At 43.2% G+C, this 16,996-nt stretch carries 19 protein-coding genes and 1 riboswitch; of the genes, 9 read left to right on the forward strand and 10 right to left on the reverse strand.

Going from position 1 to position 16,996, the window contains the following annotated elements; genetic code table 11:
* Positions 1–7 precede the first annotated feature (7 nt).
* The 3 genes from AC0SAP_RS06020 to mog all read left to right on the forward strand — a co-directional run bounded on the left by AC0SAP_RS06020 (position 8) and on the right by mog (position 3,733).
* On the forward strand, positions 8–1,522 hold the full coding sequence (locus tag AC0SAP_RS06020) for an NADH-quinone oxidoreductase subunit M (protein ID WP_229821681.1): 1,515 nt from the start codon (positions 8–10) through the stop codon (positions 1,520–1,522).
* A 12-nt stretch (positions 1,523–1,534) separates the two neighbouring features.
* Positions 1,535–2,998, forward strand: a complete 1,464-nt coding sequence (locus AC0SAP_RS06025) for an NADH-quinone oxidoreductase subunit N (RefSeq protein WP_473383392.1) — start codon at positions 1,535–1,537, stop codon at positions 2,996–2,998.
* Between the two features lie 165 nt (positions 2,999–3,163).
* Positions 3,164–3,733 (forward strand): molybdopterin adenylyltransferase, encoded by a 570-nt coding sequence (mog, locus tag AC0SAP_RS06030; protein WP_473383393.1) that lies wholly within the window; start codon positions 3,164–3,166, stop codon positions 3,731–3,733.
* Between the two features lie 141 nt (positions 3,734–3,874).
* Here mog and attM read toward each other — a convergent pair whose 3' ends face one another.
* The 5 genes from attM to rpsB all read right to left on the reverse strand — a co-directional run bounded on the left by attM (position 3,875) and on the right by rpsB (position 9,003).
* Positions 3,875–4,669 (reverse strand): AttM family quorum-quenching N-acyl homoserine lactonase, encoded by a 795-nt coding sequence (gene attM / locus AC0SAP_RS06035; protein WP_286481488.1) that lies wholly within the window; start codon positions 4,667–4,669, stop codon positions 3,875–3,877.
* Positions 4,670–4,760: 91 nt separating this feature from the next.
* Positions 4,761–5,936, reverse strand: a complete 1,176-nt coding sequence (locus AC0SAP_RS06040; RefSeq protein WP_473383394.1) for an iron-containing alcohol dehydrogenase — start codon at positions 5,934–5,936, stop codon at positions 4,761–4,763.
* 200 nt (positions 5,937–6,136) lie between these two features.
* On the reverse strand, positions 6,137–7,156 hold the full coding sequence (locus AC0SAP_RS06045; protein WP_473383396.1) for a LacI family DNA-binding transcriptional regulator: 1,020 nt from the start codon (positions 7,154–7,156) through the stop codon (positions 6,137–6,139).
* Positions 7,157–7,280: 124 nt separating this feature from the next.
* Positions 7,281–8,147: a translation elongation factor Ts gene (tsf, locus tag AC0SAP_RS06050; protein WP_286481485.1), complete on the reverse strand. Its 867-nt coding sequence runs from the start codon at positions 8,145–8,147 to the stop codon at positions 7,281–7,283.
* Positions 8,148–8,232: 85 nt separating this feature from the next.
* Entirely contained in the window at positions 8,233–9,003 is a 771-nt protein-coding gene (rpsB, locus tag AC0SAP_RS06055; protein ID WP_473383398.1) for a 30S ribosomal protein S2, read from the reverse strand.
* Between the two features lie 412 nt (positions 9,004–9,415).
* Between rpsB and hemE the strand changes: the two genes are divergently transcribed.
* The 3 genes from hemE (at position 9,416) to AC0SAP_RS06070 (ending at position 11,671) form a co-directional block, all read left to right on the forward strand.
* Entirely contained in the window at positions 9,416–10,483 is a 1,068-nt protein-coding gene (gene hemE, locus AC0SAP_RS06060; protein WP_473383400.1) for a uroporphyrinogen decarboxylase, read from the forward strand.
* Positions 10,484–10,493: 10 nt separating this feature from the next.
* Positions 10,494–10,946, forward strand: a complete 453-nt coding sequence (locus tag AC0SAP_RS06065) for an NUDIX domain-containing protein (protein WP_473383401.1) — start codon at positions 10,494–10,496, stop codon at positions 10,944–10,946.
* A gap of 314 nt (positions 10,947–11,260) precedes the next feature.
* Entirely contained in the window at positions 11,261–11,671 is a 411-nt protein-coding gene (locus AC0SAP_RS06070) for a response regulator (protein ID WP_473383402.1), read from the forward strand.
* A gap of 109 nt (positions 11,672–11,780) precedes the next feature.
* On the opposite strand, the gene thiQ is transcribed toward AC0SAP_RS06070, so the two are convergent.
* The 4 genes from thiQ to AC0SAP_RS06090 all read right to left on the reverse strand — a co-directional run bounded on the left by thiQ (position 11,781) and on the right by AC0SAP_RS06090 (position 16,105).
* Positions 11,781–12,452 carry a thiamine ABC transporter ATP-binding protein ThiQ gene (gene thiQ, locus AC0SAP_RS06075; protein ID WP_473383513.1) on the reverse strand — a complete coding sequence of 224 codons (672 nt, stop codon included), beginning with the start codon at positions 12,450–12,452 and terminating at the stop codon, positions 11,781–11,783.
* Between the two features lie 167 nt (positions 12,453–12,619).
* The gene (gene thiP, locus AC0SAP_RS06080; RefSeq protein ID WP_473383404.1) at positions 12,620–14,212 is read right to left on the reverse strand and encodes a thiamine/thiamine pyrophosphate ABC transporter permease ThiP; all 1,593 of its coding nucleotides are present in this window, start codon (positions 14,210–14,212) and stop codon (positions 12,620–12,622) included.
* 69 nt (positions 14,213–14,281) lie between these two features.
* Positions 14,282–15,337 (reverse strand): thiamine ABC transporter substrate binding subunit, encoded by a 1,056-nt coding sequence (thiB, locus tag AC0SAP_RS06085; RefSeq protein WP_473383405.1) that lies wholly within the window; start codon positions 15,335–15,337, stop codon positions 14,282–14,284.
* Between the two features lie 47 nt (positions 15,338–15,384).
* Positions 15,385–15,508: riboswitch (TPP riboswitch) on the reverse strand.
* A 444-nt stretch (positions 15,509–15,952) separates the two neighbouring features.
* Positions 15,953–16,105, reverse strand: coding sequence for a hypothetical protein (locus AC0SAP_RS06090; protein ID WP_473383407.1), 153 nt, complete (start codon positions 16,103–16,105; stop codon positions 15,953–15,955).
* A gap of 41 nt (positions 16,106–16,146) precedes the next feature.
* Here AC0SAP_RS06090 and AC0SAP_RS06095 point away from each other — a divergent pair, with 41 nt between their 5' ends.
* Genes AC0SAP_RS06095 through AC0SAP_RS06105 form a run of 3 tightly spaced genes read left to right on the forward strand, consistent with a single transcriptional unit; the run spans position 16,147 to position 16,825 of the window.
* Complete coding sequence (locus AC0SAP_RS06095) at positions 16,147–16,332, forward strand: hypothetical protein (protein WP_473383408.1); 186 nt, start codon at positions 16,147–16,149, stop codon at positions 16,330–16,332.
* 10 nt (positions 16,333–16,342) lie between these two features.
* The gene (gene relB / locus AC0SAP_RS06100; RefSeq protein WP_286481476.1) at positions 16,343–16,564 is read left to right on the forward strand and encodes a type II toxin-antitoxin system RelB family antitoxin; all 222 of its coding nucleotides are present in this window, start codon (positions 16,343–16,345) and stop codon (positions 16,562–16,564) included.
* Positions 16,565–16,825: a type II toxin-antitoxin system RelE family toxin gene (locus AC0SAP_RS06105; protein WP_109236563.1), complete on the forward strand. Its 261-nt coding sequence runs from the start codon at positions 16,565–16,567 to the stop codon at positions 16,823–16,825.
* Between the two features lie 5 nt (positions 16,826–16,830).
* Here AC0SAP_RS06105 and AC0SAP_RS06110 read toward each other — a convergent pair whose 3' ends face one another.
* A complete protein-coding gene (locus AC0SAP_RS06110; protein ID WP_473383410.1) occupies positions 16,831–16,977 on the reverse strand; it encodes a hypothetical protein in 147 nt (48 codons plus the stop codon).
* Positions 16,978–16,996 lie beyond the last annotated feature (19 nt).

Here is a 16,996-nt window from a genome sequence, read left to right on the forward strand (position 1 = left end):
ATAAACAATGGAAACAATGCAAATCTCTTGGTTAAGTTTAGTCATTTGGCTTCCGATTATCGGGGGGTTAGTGGTACTCGCGGTTGGCAATGAGCCGACCCGAGTCCGTTGGACCTCATTAGCCTTTGCTATTCTTACATTTATTATATCGTTACCACTTATATTCCAGTTCAATTCAGACACAACTGCGATGCAGTTTGTAGAGAACTACGTCTGGAGTCGAGATCTTGGAATTGGGTATCACTTAGGGGTAGATGGTTTCTCTATGCCCTTTATCGTCCTCACAACTTTTGTCACTATTTTGGTTGTGATCGCCGGTTGGGAGATTATTAAAGATCGTCCACATCAATATTTTGCTGCATTCCTCATCCTTGAAGGATTGATGAATGGTATCTTTGCTTCTGTTGATGGGATTCTCTTCTATATCTTCTTCGAAGCGATGCTCATTCCGATGTTCTTAATTATCGGGATCTGGGGTGGACCGGGTCGTATCACTGCGGCATTGAAGTTCTTCCTCTATACCTTCTTAGGTTCGATCTTCCTACTTGTGGCATTGATCTACCTCTATCTCCAAAGCGGTAACTTCAATATCTTAGGCTTTCAAAATCTTGAGATCGCAGAGAGTACACAAAAATGGCTCTTCTTCGCATTCCTTGCTGGATTTGCGGTAAAAGTGCCGATGTTCCCAGTCCATACTTGGTTACCTTCAGCGCACGTTGAAGCACCGACCGGTGGTTCTGTGATCCTCGCTGCGATTACCCTTAAAATTGGGGGTTATGGATTTGTTCGCTTTATGTTACCCATTGCACCATTAGGAGCGGCCTATTTTGCGTGGTTTGTGGTGGCGCTCAGTGTGATTGCGATTCTCTATATTGCGTTAGTAGCACTTGTACAGCGCGATATGAAGAAGATGATCGCTTACTCCTCAATCTCCCATATGGGCTTTGTAACATTAGCATTTATCCTACCTGTTGCGATGTTAGGTGGCGGGGATCTCGATCCTGAAGCGATGCAGATGGCCCTTCAAGGGGGAATGATGCAGATGATCTCTCATGGTCTTGTATCTGCGGGAATGTTCCTCTGTATCGGTGTTCTCTATGATCGTATCCATTCAAGAGAGATTGCAGATTACGGTGGTGTGATCAATGCGATGCCAGTATTTGGGGCATTCTTTATCTTCTTTGCAATGGCGAACTCAGGACTTCCAGGAACCTCAGGGTTTATTGGTGAGTTCTGGACAATCCTTGCAAGCTTCCACTATTCAATCTATATCGCTCTTTTAGTTGCCTTATCATTGATTCTCAGTGCGGCATATAACCTCTGGTTAACAAAACGAGTGATCTTAGGGGATATCGTTCATGATCATGTCAGACAGATGAAAGATATCAACGGTCGCGAGTGGTTCATGTTAGGTTCATTAGCAATTCTTGTCATTCTTCTTGGGGTTTGGCCTGAACCAATTGCGAATCTCATGCAGACAACGATTGATGGACTTCTTGTTCATTTGACAGCTCAATTCTAAAGGACGTTAAAAATGATGGAATTTAAACTGACAGATATACTCGTTGCTCTTCCTGAGATCTTCTTGATGAGTATGATCGTCATCATCTTGTTATATGAGAGCTTAAATAAGAATGCGAAGCAGTCGATGCTTTATACGCTATCCCTTATTGCGCTCTTTGGAACAGCAATTCTCTCGCTCTACCAATATAATGTGGACCTAACAGGTGGCATTATAGGGGCGGATGCTTTCTGGTTTGGGGAGATCACCTATAATCCGATCTCACTACTCCTGAAAGTGGCGATGACGATTGTTGTGGCATTTGGCTTAATCTATAGCTACGGACGTTTAGCCGATAGTGATATTGCAAATGCAGAATATTATGTTCTCATTCTCTTGAGTACCTTGGGGATGTTAGTACTGGTTTCTGCGGCAAGTCTCTTAACGGTCTATGTAGGTCTTGAGCTAATGTCACTCCCGATGTATGGTTTAGTGGCGCTCAATCGTCGTAGCCAAAAAGGTTCGGAAGCGGCAATGAAGTACTTTGTTGTTGGGGCGATGTCATCGGGGATCTTACTCTTCGGTATGGCGCTTCTCTATGGTGCGACAAGCTCGTTACAATTTATCGATATCAACAGTGTGATTGCTGATGGGATGACCGATAGCCAAGCGCGCTTAATGCTCTTCTCTGCAGTCTTCTTGATTGTGGGTGTGGTCTTTAAGTTAGGGGGCGCTCCGTTCCATAACTGGGTACCTGATGTCTATGAAGGCGCTCCGGTCGCTGTTGCGATGTTTATCGGTGCGGCACCTAAGATTGCCAGCTTTATCATGGCGGCGTTCCTCTTAATTGGTGCTTTAGAAGCATTTGCACCTAATTGGCAGCCCTTTATTATTGCAATCTCAATTATCTCCTTTATCATCGGTAACTTAGTGGCACTTAAACAGGATAATCTGCGCCGTATGCTTGGTTATTCAGCGGTATCACATGCTGGATTTATCCTCTTAGGTCTACTGATTACTGCAGAATCAGATAATGCGCTTAGCGCTGGTATCTTCTATGCAATCACTTATGCATTGACGACGACAGCTGCATTTGGCTTTATCCTCTCTGTGAAGATCAATGGTAAAGAGATTCAAGCGATTGATGATCTTAAAGGCTTTGCGAAGAGTCATGCATGGTATGCGATTCTTTTAGCATGTGTCATGTTATCGATGGGTGGCATTCCATTCTTCGTCGGCTTCTATGCAAAATTTGTAGTATTGCGTGCAGCGTTCGAAGCAGGTCACCTCTACACTGTGATCTTTGCTCTCTTGATGTCTGTGATCGGTCTTTACTACTATCTCCGTGTTATCAAAGTGATGTTCTTTGATGAAGAGGTATCAGGACGTGAGTTGACATTAGAAGCAACAGGTACAAGCCAAGTATTCTTCAATATCAATGTGATGCTCTTAATTCTTTTAGGAGTCTTCCCATCACTGCTCTATAGCTTCTTCTAGAATCGATAGTGCAGTCGATCGATCATTAAATCGATCGGTAGAGTAGAGAGAAGATCTTGTAGTCATCGATTACAAGATCTTTTTTTATGTCCGGCATTTCAGGAGGTGATTTGATAAAATGAGTGATCAGATTAGAAAAGATTAATCATAAGAAGGGAGTTAAAGATGCAAGTGATTAAGATAGGTGTTGTCTCCGTATCCGATAGAGCGAGCCAAGGAGTCTATAAAGATGAGGGAATTCCCCATCTCAAAGCGTGGCTCTCTTCAGCTATTAAAAATGAGATTGAATTTCATGAACGCCTGATTGCAGATGAGCAACCGGTGATTGAAGAGGCGCTCAAAGATCTGGTGGATAATCTCCATTGTGATCTTGTTTTGACCACCGGAGGAACAGGCCCTACTAAGCGAGATGTTACGCCCGATGCCACCTTAGCGGTTGCCGATAAGGAGATGCCGGGGTTTGGCGAGCAGATGCGTCAAGTGAGTCTCTACTTTGTCCCAACGGCGATTCTCTCACGACAAGTAGGGGTGATCCGTAAAGAGAGCCTTATTGTTAATCTTCCAGGACGCCCAAGAGCTATTGAAGAGACACTTGCCGGCGTTAAAGATAGCGATGGTAAAACAGTGGTTAATGGAATCTTCTCCGCAATTCCATATTGTCTAGATCTTATTGGTGCCGGATATATCGAGGTTAATGAAGCGGTGACTACCGCCTTTAGACCGAAGAAGAAGTAGAGCGTAAGGGTGGTATCGGTTTTATCAGTAATTATTAACAAGAGTTTTCTATGGAAATAATTAACTCTTCAAAATAAGAAAAACCCCAATGGACTATTGGGGTTTTTCGTATGAGAGTTTATACTTCAAACAAAGTGATTTTTAATCATAATATTTAGGTGCTTTGCGGAAGCTATCCCATGTGTCAGGATCATGGCCTGTGACTACTAGTGCTTCCGTTTGTTGAGCAATAAAGCGTAGTTTAGCTACAGAACGAGCAGATTCTATTGCTGATGTTAAGAAGCCAGGTAATACTTTATCATCCCAATGCTCTGTGGTATAAGCTGCATCGATCGCAAGTAGTATAGATCCTTGATTGGGTAAAGTTATAAGAAAGCTACAATGACCTGGCGAATGACCAGGGGTTGGGATCATAATAATAGAGCCATCACCATAAAGATCAAATTGGTCATCATTTTCTAAAGAGAGGAAATGCCATTTCAGGTTTGGTTGATCAAAATCTTTTTTTATGTACCCACCAGAAGCAAACCAATCAGCACTATAGGCATATTCATACTCCTTTCGTTGTACTACATGGGTCGCATTTGGAAAGCGACCGATAGCGCCTGTATGATCAAGATGGAGATGACTTTGTAAAACGAATTTAATAGATTCAGGATCAATACCTAATGCTTGTACAGCATTATAACACCCTTCTTCTTCGGTCATGACTGGCCAATAGACATCTGTTATTCCTCCCCAGTGTGCTTTGGGATCAGTAGCACATTCTACTGAAGTTCCTCCATCAATAATTACATTGCCTTTAGGATGAGTAATTAAGAACCAGGGAATTGGAATTTCATAAGGGTTAGGATCTGCATTCATTTTGATATTATTTTCTTTACACTTAATGGTGCCTGTTTGAAGCATATATAATTTAATTTTATTATCATTCATGAGATAACCTCCTTTGGATCATCAAGTAGTAGATTGTAATTTTGCTAACATCTTTTTTATTGTTAAATTTTTGGAGATCTACTTTTAAGTTCTAGTTTTGTAAAAGCTCTATTTTTCCATGCCATGCAGCGCTATAAATTCGAAAAATATCATTTTCAGTTAAGTTTTTAGGTGTACGTACTAGAAGGCGTTGTTGCTTAATAGCATCTGTAGCTAAATTAGTGAGATGTTGTTGTTCGATTTCATAAAATTGCAGAGAGCTTGGAATATTAATTGACTGTAGAAGGGACTGAATAGCTAAAACTGTCATCCTAGCTGCTTCGTTAACAGACTTTCCTGTTAGTGTTAAATTCATTTTTTCCCCTATTTTTGCCAGCCTACTTTCAGCGGAGACTTCGATCTCAGTAAGAACATAAGGTAGAAGTAATGCGTTAGATTCTCCATGGCTAATATGAAACTGACCACCTAGAGGATAGGCAAGAGCATGAACAGCTCCTGCTCCAGCATTAAAAAATGCAATGCCAGCTAAATAACTTCCATAACTCATTTGAGTGCGAGCCTGTTGATCTTCACCATTTTTGTAGGCGTTAAATAAAGACTGATTAATAAGTTCAATAGCATTTAACGCTAGTTGATCAGTAATTGGATCGGCATTAATTGAGAGATAAGCTTCTATTGCATGTGTTAGTGCATCAATCCCTGTTGCTGCTGTTACTCGAGGAGGTACGGTTACTGTCAGAGAAGGGTCTAATAAAGCAACGTCAGCGAGCAGATGATCACTTACAATAACATCCTTGCTATGGGCAAGGGAGAGTACAGCAAGATTTGTCACTTCAGAACCAGTGCCTGATGTTGTTGGGATCATAATTTTAGGTAATCCCTTGTGTGTGGGTTTAAGGTCACCTGTTAAGTTCAGGTAACGAGAAACTTCTCCTTCATGGGTTGCTAGTGTTGCTGCTATTTTAGCCAGGTCTAGTGCGCTACCACCTCCTATGCCGATTACAAGGTCAGCGTTTTGGTTACGCGTATAGTTAACAATATGTTCACCTAAAGCAAGTGAGGGTTCGGGATCTATCTCGGTAAAGAATGAGAGTTGGTAAGACTTAAGAGAGTCAGTAACTTGAGTTATTAAGCCGGAAGATACTAAAAAAGGATCAGCTATAATCAATATATTACGGACATTCATAGGTTCAATAATCATGTTAAGGGATCTCGCTACTCCCCATCCATGAAAGGTTTTAGGAATGAGAGTTGTTTGTTTAATCATGACCTATTCTCCTTATGAGGTTATTCGAAGTTTTACGCATGGGATTAAGTTTATGGCGTTTATTTATAATTCTTAATTATTTAACCCCTTTTATTATGTGTATAAAATATGCAAGAATGAATACGTATTCATTTATCTATAGCATGATTGCTTTTATGAGGTCAATCGGTAAATTTTTTTATTATTGGGGGAGTACTTGATTATATAGACGCCCGCTCAAAAATTTGAGGCGGAAAAGTAACATTGATATTACGCTGTTTTGGTGACTCAATATTGTCAATTAAGAGTTTGATAGCAGTTAGACCTAGATTTTCTGTTGGACCAATTGTAGTGAGATTGATGTAGCTATGATTACTTTGATTGACATTATCAATTCCTAGAATACCAATATCATTAGGGCAATGAAGATTAAGAAGTTTTTTTGTGTAATTCATTACTTCAAGTGCAATAGCATCTGTGGCTGCAAAGATAGCTTTTTTACCAGATGTTGTTTGATACCATTCTTTAATTTTTGGAATTAGACTTGAAAAGTCTATGCTATCAGGATTATAACAATACTCTTTTCTGAGCGGTTTTTGATAACAATGGAGATACTGGTTGCAAAATCCTTCGTATCGATGCCGAAAAGTACTGACATCTAGCCTTCCCCCAATCCAAAATATAGAGTCATATTTTTTTTTATAAAGTAGCTCACACCCCATTGCAGCTGCTTTATAATTATCTAGTTCAACGTAGTTGAGCTTTTCATGATGGCGTCTATTATATGAAACAAAAGGGATATTGAGGGCATTGAGTTGTTTAATGATGGGATCTTCATAAAGAATGCACGACATAATGATTCCTTTAGGTTGCGTGGCAAGGGCAGCACGATAACTCTCTTCTATGCCTTCATCTTCTATAATATAGATGTTGATTTTATACCCACGTTGCATCGCGTGTTGTACAATCTTCATTGTACTTTCTACAAAAAATGGATTTTCTAAGGTACCAGAAATGAGGCTAATGATTTTTGAACCCCCAGAAACAAGATCTCTGGCACTTTGATTAGGTAAATAGTTTAGTGTCTTAATAGCCTTATAAACTTTTTCTCGAGTCTTCGCTCCAACTTTTTCAGGATGATTTAGAACCCGGGAGACTGTTGCTTGAGATACTTGCGCTAAACGAGCTACATCTTTAGAGGATGGGCGATCGATTAAGAGGTTAGAAGGGGAATGCTTCATTAAGATTTTCCTTTTGACTAAAAAAAAGAGTGATGACTATATTTATCACCACTCTCTCTTGAAGAAGCCCATCTCTTGATAAGAGAAAATGGCTTTAATCATAAGTCTTGTGTTTAGAGTAGACTTATTTTAATTGTTCCATAACTTCTGCAGCGAAGTCTGATTCAACAATCTCAACACCTTCACCAAGCTCTAAGCGAACGAATGCGTTCACTTTTGCTGATTCAGATTTGAGAAGCTTTTCAACTGTCATATCAGGATCTTTTACGAAGCTTTGACCAACAAGTGTTACTTCTTCAAGATACTTACGGATACGGCCTTCAATCATCTTCTCTTGGATGTCTGCAGGACGGCCTGATTCTGCTGCTTGTGCAGTGAAGATATCACGCTCTTTTTGTAAGAGTTCAGCAGGAACACCTGATGCATCAACACATACAGGGTTTGATGCAGCGATATGCATTGCGAGATCACGTGGAAGCTCTTCGTTTCCACCTTCAACGTCAACGAGTGCCGCGATACGAATACCGTGAGCATAAGCACCGATACGACCTTCAGCATGAAGACCTGCTACGCGACGAACAGTGATGTTTTCACCGATCTTAGCGATGAGGTTTTTACGCGCTTCATCAAGAGATACACCATCAACAGTGATATCTGCTAAATCATCAATTGTGTTTGCACGCTTTTCAAATGCGATATCCGCTACTTTGTTTGAGAATGCGATGAAGTCTTCGTTTTTAGTAACGAAGTCAGTTTCACAGTTAATTTCAACGATTACACCAAATTTGTCATCGTTACGAATTAAAAGAACGCCTTCTGCTGCTGCGCGATCTGCTTTCTTATCAGCTTTTGCTTGACCGCTTTTACGCATTAATTCGATTGCTGCTTCGATATCGCCGTTAGTTTCGGTGAGCGCTTTTTTACATTCCATCATCCCTGAACCTGTACGTTCACGGAGTTCTTTTACCATAGCTGCTGTAATTGTCGCCATTATAAATACCTTAATAAATGAAAAGTGAATCGGAAATTGGTGATAAAGTGAAGCGCCCACCGAGATGAGCGCTTAACCTTACTGATTATTCTGCGGCTTCTTCTACCACTACAACTTCTTCAACTTCTACGAATTGATCTTTCTTTTGAAGATCTTCAGAGATCAGTTGTGCATTTGAACCACGGCCTTCAATTACCGCGTCCGCTGCTGCTGTTGCATAGAGTTGAATTGCACGAATAGCATCATCGTTACCAGGAATAACGTAATCGATATTCTCTGGTGAGCTGTTTGTATCTACAACACCGATTACCGGAATACCCATTTTTTTCGCTTCAGCTACCGCGTTGCTCTCATAGCCAACATCAATAATGAAGATCGCATCCGGAATATTAGGCATATCTTTAATACCGCCAAGGCTTTTTTCGAGCTTCGCAACTTCACGCTCTAATAAAATACCTTCTTTTTTCGTCAAGCGCTCGATAGAACCATCTTCTTGCATCTCTTCGATTTCACGAAGACGGCGAATTGAGTTACGAACAGTTTTGAAGTTAGTCAGCATACCACCTAACCAGCGATGGTTAACGTAAGGCATACCTGCACGTTTCGCTTGCTCTGTGATAATGTCAGATGCTGCGCGTTTTGTACCCACAAAAAGGATACGACCATTTTGTGAAGCTACTTTAGAGATAAAGTTCATCGCATCATTAAACATTGGAAGCGTCTCTTCTAAGTTAATGATATGAATTTTAGAACGTGATCCAAAGATGTAAGGCTTCATTTTTGGGTTCCAGAAACGAGTTTGGTGACCAAAGTGAACGCCCGCTTCGAGCATATCGCGCATTGAAACTTGTGACATATATAATTTCCTTTGTAAATTTAGGGTTAAGCCTCCAGATTTTCCTAAGACGTAACTCTAGATAGTTCTTGGGCACCTCTCTACACGCTTTTTTGAAGAAGAAGTGATATTGAGAAGTTAAGAGCTACAGAGCACCCCCGTCTAGGAGTTTTCATCTGTGAGTAGTTTAAGTTAAATTTTACCGGAATAGCCCTTCCGTTTATGGGTCATAAAAAGGGTTAATCCAGCCTTCTTTGCCCTTGTTACCCCTCTCAATGAGTGGCTCAATGAGTAGAAAGTAATCAAAATAGCAAGCCCCGTATTATAGTCCAAAAAAGCCTTATAAGCTAGCGATTTAAAATAATAAAGAGAGAGGGGAAAGGGGGAATATGGTATAATCGTGCCGATATAAATTGAGTGTTAGGACAGAACAATGACTTATAAAAATGATCGTTTTATTCGTGCCCTTTTAAAAGAGAAAGTAGATAGAACTCCTGTCTGGATGATGCGTCAAGCAGGGCGTTATCTACCAGAGTATCGCCGAGTGCGTGCAGAAGCGGGTGATTTTATGGCGCTCTGCCGTAATGCCGATCTCGCCTGTGAAGTAACATTACAGCCAATCGATCGTTTCGGTTTTGATGCTGCGATTCTCTTCTCTGACATCTTAACAATCCCAGATGCAATGGGCTTAGGTTTAAGCTTTGTTCCTGGGAAAGGTCCTGTATTTGAAACGCCGATTACCGATCCTGCACAAGTTGCAAAACTCCCAGTGGTTGATGTGGAAGATTCACTAGGCTATGTGATGAATGCGGTATCAACCATTCGTAAAGCATTGAAGAATGAAGTGCCACTAATCGGTTTTACCGGAAGCCCTTGGACACTTGCCACCTATATGATTGAAGGGGGCGGTAGTAAAGATTTTGGTAAGGTGCGCGGTTTTATGTATGAGCATCCAAGAGAGATGCATCAACTGCTCGATAAGCTCTCCGATATCGTGATCGACTATCTCAACGCCCAGATTAAAAATGGTGCAGCGGCAGTTCAGATCTTTGATACTTGGGGCGGCATCTTATCGAAAGAGCATTACCAAGAGTTCTCACTCCGTTATATGGAGAAGATCCTTGCCGGCCTTATCACGGAGTATGATGGTCAGAAGATCCCTTCAATCGTCTTTACGAAAAATGGGGGCATGTGGCTTAAAGAGCAAGCGGCTATTGGTGCTAATGGCTTAGGTTTAGATTGGATGACCGATATTGCTGAAGCGAAAGCTTTAGTAGGTAAGCAGGTTGTGCTTCAAGGGAATATGGATCCGGGTGTTCTCTACTCAACGCCTGAAATCGTGCGTGAAAATGTGAAGAAGGTACTTGCCGGCTTTGGTAAAGTGGCTGCAGATGAAGGCCATATCTTTAACTTAGGGCATGGGATTCATCCGGGAATCGATCCTGAGAATGTTAAAGCCATGGTTGACGCTGTTCGTGAGTTTAGCCCCGAGTATCACTAAAGGCTAATAGATGAAACAGAGTCCTCCTGAGATTTTATCTTGTGGAGCGGTCATTGTACGATGGGATAGACGGGAGTTTCGTTATCTTCTGCTCCGAGCTTATAACTTTTGGGACTTTCCCAAAGGGCAGGTCGAAGCAGGAGAGACCCCTTTAGAGACAGCATTACGGGAAGTGCGAGAGGAGACAACCATTCGGGATCTCACCTTTCCATGGGGATATGACTATTTTGAGACAGATCCCTACTTTCGCGGTAAGAAGGTGGCACGATACTATGTTGCCGAGACAAAGCGTCGCGGCATTCGTCTACCGATCAATCCAGAACTAGGAAGACCTGAGCATAGCGAATGGGCTTGGGTCACCCGAGCTGAAGCGCTACGGCGAGTGACGCCAAGAGTTCAAGAAGTGATTCTTTGGTCAGATACCTTTCTAGCTTATGATCGTCGAGTATCCGGAAACCGTTAGCGAGATATGCGCATCAATGAGATGACCTCAATGATATGAGTCCAATGAGATTATCTCAATGCGATGAATGAATAGTGCCGAAGCATACTTGCTCGGCACTCTTTCGTTCTAGAGATTATTTTAGCGCTGTAATGAAAAGATCAAGTAAACGCGTTAAGTAAATAAGTCAAGCAAACAAATCAAGTTGATCGATCAAGTTGATGGATCAAGTCGGTGGAAAGAGAGAAAGATCAAGCGATACGGGAGTGATGAGAGAGATCACTCAAGGTTGGGTAACAAATGTTAAATCGTGGTCAAAAGGAGCGTCAATGTTAATGTTAGAGAGAATTCTATTAGTCACGGAAGATGCTTCACTTCAGGAGAAGTTTCGGGGGCTCTTTAACGCGGAGCAGTGTCAATATTGCTTTCATTATGCGGAGGCGGCAAGGCTCTTAAATGCCGGCTATACGCCCGATCTGATTATTGTCGATCTGATCCTTCCTGTTATCACCGGTGTTGAGACTTTAGATCTCTTACAAAAGCAGTTAGCGCCGAAAGAGGTTCCCGGCATTATTGTGACGCAAAATGATCGTTTAGTGCTGCACTCTCTTCCTCGCCCGCCGGCACTTTTGGGCATTATTAGTAAAAAGGCAGATCCTTTAATCCTCTTTGAACGCATCAAAAAGTTGTGGGAAGAGTATCAGGTCCCCTTGATTGATGGTGAAATGATACCGGCAGAGATTTAAGATATCTCATATAAGTCGGCAGAGTGCCATCAATAAGTATCATCAATAAGTGCCATCAATTTTGATGGCATTTTTTTGGGCACTTTTTTAACATTTTTTAATGAGGGAGTTATCTCTCCTCGCTTGAGATTCCCAATAGTAGCGCAGCAGGATCTTCCCCGCTCAGGAGCTTTTCAGTGGCGCCATCATAAGCGATTCTCCCTTGATCGATCACTAACGTTCGAGGCGCAATTTGATGCGCATCTTCAATATTGTGGGAGACCATCAGCAGGGTGATATCACGCGCACGGCAACGCTCTTCGAGTAAGAGAAGCATCTCATGACGCAGGGCCGGATCGAGGGCAGAGAAGGGTTCATCGAGTAGCAGAATCGGTTGCTCGCGTATAAAGCAACGTGCAAGGGCGACTCTCTGTCGTTGTCCGCCGGAGAGTTGTCCTGGCAAGCGATCGAGAAACTCTGTAAGCCCCACCTGCTCTGCAATGGCTGCAACAGTTTTCTGCTCCTCTGCTTTTAGGCGCAGTGTCGGTGCGATCCCTAAGCCGATATTTTGCCGAACGCTCAGATGGCTAAAGAGATTATTCTCCTGAAAGAGCATCGATACAGGGCGTTTTGCTGGCGGCAGCGTTGTAAAGTCGCTGCCATTGAGGAGAATCTCGCCTGTTTCTGGATATTGAAAGCCACTAATAAGGTTGAGAAGGGTACTCTTCCCGGCACCACTTGGGCCCATAATGGCGACTCTCTCCCCGCGCTCGATGGTGCAATCAAATTGCATTAATTGCATTAATCGGGGAGCTGCCTCTCTGTCGGTTTTGCTCTTTAGGTTCTCTTGATGAACCCTTTTCCCCACTTTTTTGTCGGCTTTTTTATCAGCTTTTCTATCCGCTTTCTCCTCCGCTTTCGAGCGCTCTAAATGGTAGCGAATATTCTTCAGTTCGATCATTCTGTTTGTCATTTTTCTTCTCCGATAGCGCGTCCTGAAATCTTCTCTAAAAATGTGAAGAGCATCAAGCAGAGAAGGAGTAGTAGCATCGCCGTCACAGCGCCATCATTGGTGCGATAGGCGCCTAATTGCTGATAGAGATAGTAGGGAAGGGTGCGGAAATCCTCATTTCCAAAGAGCGCCACGACACCAAAATCACCAATGGAGATGACAGAGGCAAATGCCAGCGCTTGGGCGATCGGCTTTTTGAGTGCGCGAAGTTCGATAATTCTTAATCGGCGCCAGCCGCTAATGGCTAATGAGTGGCAGAGTGGATTGTAACGCTCTGCTAGATCGCGCATCGGGTTTTCAAGCACCTTAAGGGCATAGGGAATCGCTAAGAGGGCATTGGTCAAAATCACTAATGCATAGGGCGATTGGGGAATACCGATCGTCTCATTAAAAAGGATAAAAAATCCTGTCGCCAATACAATTCCCGGCATCGCTAAAATTAAGAGGCCACTCAACTCCATCGTTTGCCCCCATTTAACGGCTCGGCGGAGACGCAATTCTCGGCTACTCCAGAGCAGCATCATGGTGAGTGTCACCGCTAATAGGCCCGCACATATGGCGATAAAGAGTGAGGTGAAGGTGGCTTGCCAGAGGGCCGATTGTTGTAATACCTCCCACACACGGCGATTGAGTCCATCAATAATGATCGCAATCAATGGTGGCAGGAGCAGGAGCAGGGCGATCATAATCACCACAAAATCTCGTACTTGGCGAAAGCGATTATCTGCCGGATCAAACCAGGATCGGCGCGTTGTCGTCCCTACGGCAAAGGCACTATTGAGGCGTTGACTCACTAACATCAAGCCGATACAGAAAAAGAGCTGAATCAGCGCTAAAATAGCGGCTCTTCCGGGATCAAAGTCGTAACTTAAAGCTTGGTAGATCGCAAGTTCTATCGTCGTTGCGCGCGGTCCGCCCCCTAATGCAAGGACGGTGGCAAAGCTTGAAAAGCAGAGCATAAAGATGAGCGCTGCGGTCGGAAGAAGTTGCCGGCGAAGATAGGACCACTCCATAATGCGAAATTGTTGCCACTCATTGAGCCCCAATTGTGCGGCGATCTGCCGCTGTTCTACCGAGATGCCTTCTAAAGCTTGTAGCAACATGCGCGTTGCTAAGGGGAGATTGAAGAAGACATGTGCAAGTAGAATCCCCTGTAGACCATAAGGGGAGAAGTGATACTCCAGCCCAAAGAGTTGGAGAAGCGTTGCGAGCCAGCCACTTTTGCCATAGATCGAGAGAATACCAAAAACCGCCACTAAAACCGGAAGGACTAAGGTCATTGCTGAGAGGCGAAGGAGCAGTGTGCGCCCGACAAATCGGCGACGATAGAGCGCTCGAGCTAGCAAAATCGCCGGGCCGACCGATAGCAGTGCCGACAGTAGCGCCTGATAGAAGGTAAAGCCGATAACATGCCACAGGTAGCGATCCCCAAAAATCTCCGCAAGAGAGATTGAAGGGGAGAAGCACCAGAGCGCCCCAAAGGCAAGAAGCGCCACAGTCACGAGGATCGTTGAGGCGATCAAGCCGGGGATCAATTGCCGATTAATCATAGAGAGGGATCATAGAGAGGGATCATAAAAGTCATTACGAATAGTCATCACGGATAGTCATTACAACTTCTATCGACTTACGGCAAATTGCCAGACTTTTATCCAATTTTGGCGTTCTTTCGCCACCTCTTCTGCACTAAAGAGTAGCGCTTTTGCCGGCAATGGTAATGCTTTATAGACCGGCGGTAAGGGGATATCGATCACAGGATACATCCAGTTGGTGGTCGGTAATGTCTCCTGAAATTCCGGCGTTAACATAAATTGGAGAAATTGATCGGCAAGTTCCGGATGGGGGCTTGCTTTCAATTTTGCTGCCACCTCTATCTGTAGATAGTGTCCTTCATCAAAGAGTGCCGCTGCGTAGTTATCATCATTATCATAGAGCATCTGATAGCCCGGCGATGCGGTATAGCTTAAGACAAAGTCGCTCTCACCTTTCAGGAAGAGCCCATATGATTCGCTCCAACCTTTAGTGACAGTGACGGTCTTTTTCGCCATCTTTTCCCATGCCGATTCTGTTGCTTGACCGTAGATCTTCTCCATCCAGAGAAGAAGGCCTAATCCCGGCGTGCTAGTACGGGGATCTTGGTAGATGATGCTCCACTTGTTTTCAGGATCTAGGAGCTCATCCATACTTGTTGGGGGATTGTCGATCTTGCGTTTATCGTAGATAAAGGCAAAGTAGCCATAATCGTAGGGAATAAAGGTTTTATACTCCCATTCGATCGGTAATTTCAACATCGATTGATCGATATTCGCCGGCGTAAAGAGATCGGTCTCTTCTGCGGCGGCAATCAAGTTATTATCGAGTCCGAGGATCAGATCCGCTTTACTCTTTTTCCCCTCCATACGCAGACGATTGAGAAGTGAAACCCCATCGCCTAGTGAGACTAGTTTCAACTCACAATCGCACGTTTTTTCAAAGCGCTCTTTAATTAGCGGCCCAGGGCCCCATTCGGCGACGAAGGAATCGTAGGTATAGACGGTTAATGTCGGTTTTTCCGCAAAAGCCAGCGTCGTTAAGCTCGACAATAATAGCGATGCCACCAACAAAGTTCGGCGAAGCGGTTTACGAAAAGCGTGGGAAAGACGTTGAAGGGGGGAAGAAAGGGTTCGATTTATCATAACGGCTCCTGTGTAAGTGTGTCACAGGATTTGAGGAAGAGCCCGCAGGCATCTCGATTCTCAAATCCCTCCGCCGGTATTGTCCGGATCAGGTTCGACGGGTAAAATCTCAGCTATTACTTGTCGATTTGATTCGATCGACCTAAAGTAACAGCACCCCGTTGAGATAGAGCTATTGTAGAAGCTTTGGTAAGAACTGTAAACAGAACAAGATATTAAGTAAAAGCCCATGCGGGCACCTTTTCGAGGTTCGGCATCTTTGCTGTCCATTGCCGGCGCGTAACTTCTGGAAGAATGCGATAGTAAGATCCTGCAACCGTTCAGCTTCTTTTGTCTCAATGAATCATTTTGATGATTCTTAAGAGAGTTTGTTGAGCGGCGGGAGCTAACCATTTTGTTCTTTTAACCGGTGCATGCCCGCAGTCTGGCATCTTTGATGCCTATTTGCCGGCGCGTAACTTCTGGAAGAATGCGATAGTGAGGGCCGGCAACCATTTAGCTTCTTTTGTCTCAATGAATCATTTTGATGATTCTTAAGAGAGTTTGTTGAGCGGCGGGAGCCTACCATTTCATTCTTTTAACCGGTGCATGCCCGGAGTCTGGCATCTTTGATACCTATTTGCCGGCGCGTAACTTCTGGAAGAATGCGATAGTAAGGACCGGCACTGCATCAGCCCTTTTTATTTCAGTATAACTAATCGTTAAGGTAACGATACTTGCCGGCATGAGATCTGTGAAAGCGTGCAGAGGTGATTTCCGGCAACTCATTAACTTCTTTTGTTTCAACAAATAAAAAGGTTTATGGGAGGGTGGGAGCCTACCATTTTATTCTTTTAACCGGTGCATGCCCGCAGTCTGGCATCTTTGATGCCTATTTGCCGGCGCGTAATCTCTGGAAGAATGCGATAGTGAGGACCGGCAACTCATCAGCTTCTGTTTTGCTCAATTGTTATGAATCTTCAATCGTATTACAATGTATGACATCATTGCTGTAGAGGTGAAGTTATGACAATCGTTAGTATTAGATTAAATAGAGAAGAAGAGAAAATCTTTAAAGAATATGCCGCTTTTCATGGGCAAAGCTTATCGACCTTATTTAAAAATAGTGTGATTGAGAAAATGGAAGATGAACTCGATTTAAAACTCTTGAAAGAGGCTATTGCTTATAATGAAGAGCACCCTGAAACCTATACGCATGATGAAGTTAAAAAAGCATTAGGATTATAGATGTATCAAGTGATCTATACGGCGAAAGCGGTAAAATCTTTAAAGAAGATCGATAAAACACAGGCGTTATTTATTTTAAATTGGATTGAAAAGAACTTAGTCGGTTGCTCTGATCCAAGAGCAAAAGGGAGAGCGATTAGAGGTAATCTTGCTGATTGGCGTTATAGAGTTGGGGATTATCGTCTGCTCTGTAACATCTTAGATAGAGAGATCATCATCGAAGTGATTAATGTCGGACATCGAAAAGAGATCTATAAATAGCGACTTTAAGTTATTAGATAATGCCCATTGCCGGCGCGTAACTTCTGGAAGAATGCGATAGTGAGGACCGGCACCGCATTAGCCCTTTTTGTTTCAGTATAACTAATCGTTAAGATAACGATACTTGCCGGCATGCTATCTTTTTGAACCAAAGGATATCTTATAACCGAT

Source organism: Ignatzschineria sp. PL_is040, assembly GCF_055813795.1.